The sequence below is a fragment of the Vibrio sp. 10N.261.51.F12 genome, assembly GCF_041471725.1.
GTDB lineage: Bacteria > Pseudomonadota > Gammaproteobacteria > Enterobacterales > Vibrionaceae > Vibrio.
This window is the reverse complement of the sequence record NZ_JBFROV010000070.1, coordinates 1-2,609: the sequence shown is the minus strand read 5'-3', so window position 1 is coordinate 2,609 and position 2,609 is coordinate 1. Positions and strand designations below refer to the sequence as shown.

Here is a 2,609-nt window from a genome sequence, read left to right as displayed (position 1 = left end):
GTTCAAGTGTTTGTTGGCGACACGCTCGTTCAAACCTTCACACCTGAATTACCTGACACCATCAGTGGTGACCATTGGCATGTGTTTGATGTGGTCGATGGTATCGTTGTGCCAAGTCAAGATGTGGGCAGCCAAACGGCATTCACGTTACCCACCAGTGAAGAAGCGGCCAGTGCAGACAATGGGGTAGATATCGCGTCATTGTTTGCTACGCCTGATGAGGATACTGACAACGCGGAAAACGGTGGTGACAGTGTCACTATTTCTGATATTAGTATGCCTAATGGCACAATCACAGACAACGGCGATGGGACGTATACCATCACGCCAGATGAAAACTTCAACGGCAACTTTGAAATTGACTACACCGTTGATGACGGAAATGGTGGGGTATCACCGGCTCAACTTGATGTGTCGGTGACCGCGGTCAATGATGCGGCTGTGATTTACGACCAAAACTTTAGCATGGACGAAGACGGTACACTGACTTTTACCGACAGTGAATTATTGACAGACGCGACTGACATTGATGGGGACGATTTGTCTGTCGCAGGAGTGCATTACGAAGGCATCGATGGTGTGCTCACCAGCCATGGTGATGGTACTCATACATTTGCACCTAATGAAAATTTTAATGGTTCGATAAACTTAAATTTTGACGTTTCAGATGGCACGGAACTGAGTAATGCCAGCATAGATATACATGTGGCAGCGGTTAATGACGCGCCGATAGCTGGTTCAACATCATACAGTGTTAATGAAGACGGCATTATTGATATTACAGCGGATCAGCTAATTGCTAATTCAAGTGATGTAGATGGCGAGGTAGTATCCTTAGAGTCCGTTACGTACAACGGCAGTGATGGTATCTTCGCTGTGCATGAGAATGGCACTTACTATTTCGCCCCGAATGCAAATTTTGATGGAGACATCGAATTACAAGTAGTGATTGCCGACGAGTCGGGACTCACATCAAATACAACGGCAAGCATTGATGTCATTGCTGTTAATGACACTCCTGTGGTTTCTGGCCCCTTGTCTTATCAAGTCAATGAAGATAATTCCATTACCTTTTCGCAAGAACAGTTACTTGCCAATGCTACTGACATTGATGGCGACCAACTCACCGCTGAAGGTTTGTATATTGAAGCATTTGGTGAGGTGACTGAGAACGATGACGGCAGCTTCACCGTGATTCTCGCTGAAAACTTTAACGGTGAACTCGCAATGACGTTCAACGTCACCGATGGTCAAGAAACGGTGTCGACTTCAGTCAGTTTAACCGTTGACCCTGTTAATGATCTTGTTGTTGCTCGTGATGACAGTAGCCTATCAAGCGCAGACCCAATGATTCGCTTGGACACCGCGCCTGAGCATGGTGCAGTTCAATATCTAAATGAAGATAATGAATGGGCGGACATGGTCATTGGGCTTGAGTATCCGGCAGATACTGAGCTTCAGTTCGTCCCTAACACTGATGAAATTCAAGCAGATACTAGAGATATTCAAGTCGGTAGCTTCGATAACGACACCAGTAGTGAGGTTTTTGATGGTACCGCTAGAACCAGCGACTGGGGAGATGTCAATGGTAACACCGCTGTTTATGAAGAAGGTGGAGTCACCATTACCACCGAGGTTAGTGATGGTAATTTGGCAGCATGGAATGGTGCCGGTAGTCATGTTGGGGCGGGGATTGGTAATCAATCTAGTAGTGGACTAAGCGACGAAGAGACGCTCACAGTGACCGTCGAAGGAGAGGATGTTAACCAGATATCATTCCAACTAGATGGCTTGGGAGGGTATTTTGATGAATCGAGTGGTCAAGCGACCCAAGTGAATATCACAGCGTTTGATGCAGAAGGTGAAATCATCAGTTCGCAAGGTGGTTATCGGGATTCCGGTGAGTATGAAGACGTCTACTCTTTTACTACAGATGTGCCAGTCCACCACTTTGAGTTAGGAACAACGGGTGGTCGAGGGACATATGTTGTACAAAACATGACCGTGTCTCGAACCATGTCTGAAGAAATCACTCTGACAACGATTCAGGGGGATGGCAGTGAGGTTTCGAACACCTTAGCATTAGATCTAAATCACAGCACAGCGGAAGAAACGCTTGATATTACTGAACAGTTAATCGAAATAGATGGCACCATTTCGTCGAGAGATATCCAAGTTGAAGAAGATGGCACGCTAGTATTACAAGCTGCGGATTTGTTGGTTAATGATTTTGATGCCGATGGCGACACTTTATCTTTAGTAAGTGTTGAAGCAACCGATGATACCCATGGGACGGTGTCTTTAGACGAAAACGGTCAGGTTCTATTTACACCAGAGCCTAACTTTAATGGGGAAGCGTCTTTTAGTTACACGGTCACAGACGGCAATGGTTCATTTGATAGCGCGACCGTTAATGTCAATGTAGTGGCAACGAACGACGCTGCTGTTGTCGAAGATGTCAATTACGTCATCCAAGAAGACGGTTCAATCACCTTCAGTGACGCTCAATTGTTAACTAACGCATCAGATATTGATGGAGATGACTTGTCCATCACCCATGTGACGTATGAGGGCAGTGAAGGTATCTTTACGGATCATGGTGATGGCAA

At 45.8% G+C, this 2,609-nt stretch carries 1 protein-coding gene; it reads left to right on the top strand.

Going from position 1 to position 2,609, the window contains the following annotated elements; genetic code table 11:
* The coding region (locus tag AB4405_RS24285; protein ID WP_372063106.1) for a cadherin-like domain-containing protein at positions 1 to 2,609 on the top strand (2,609 nt) is incomplete at both ends.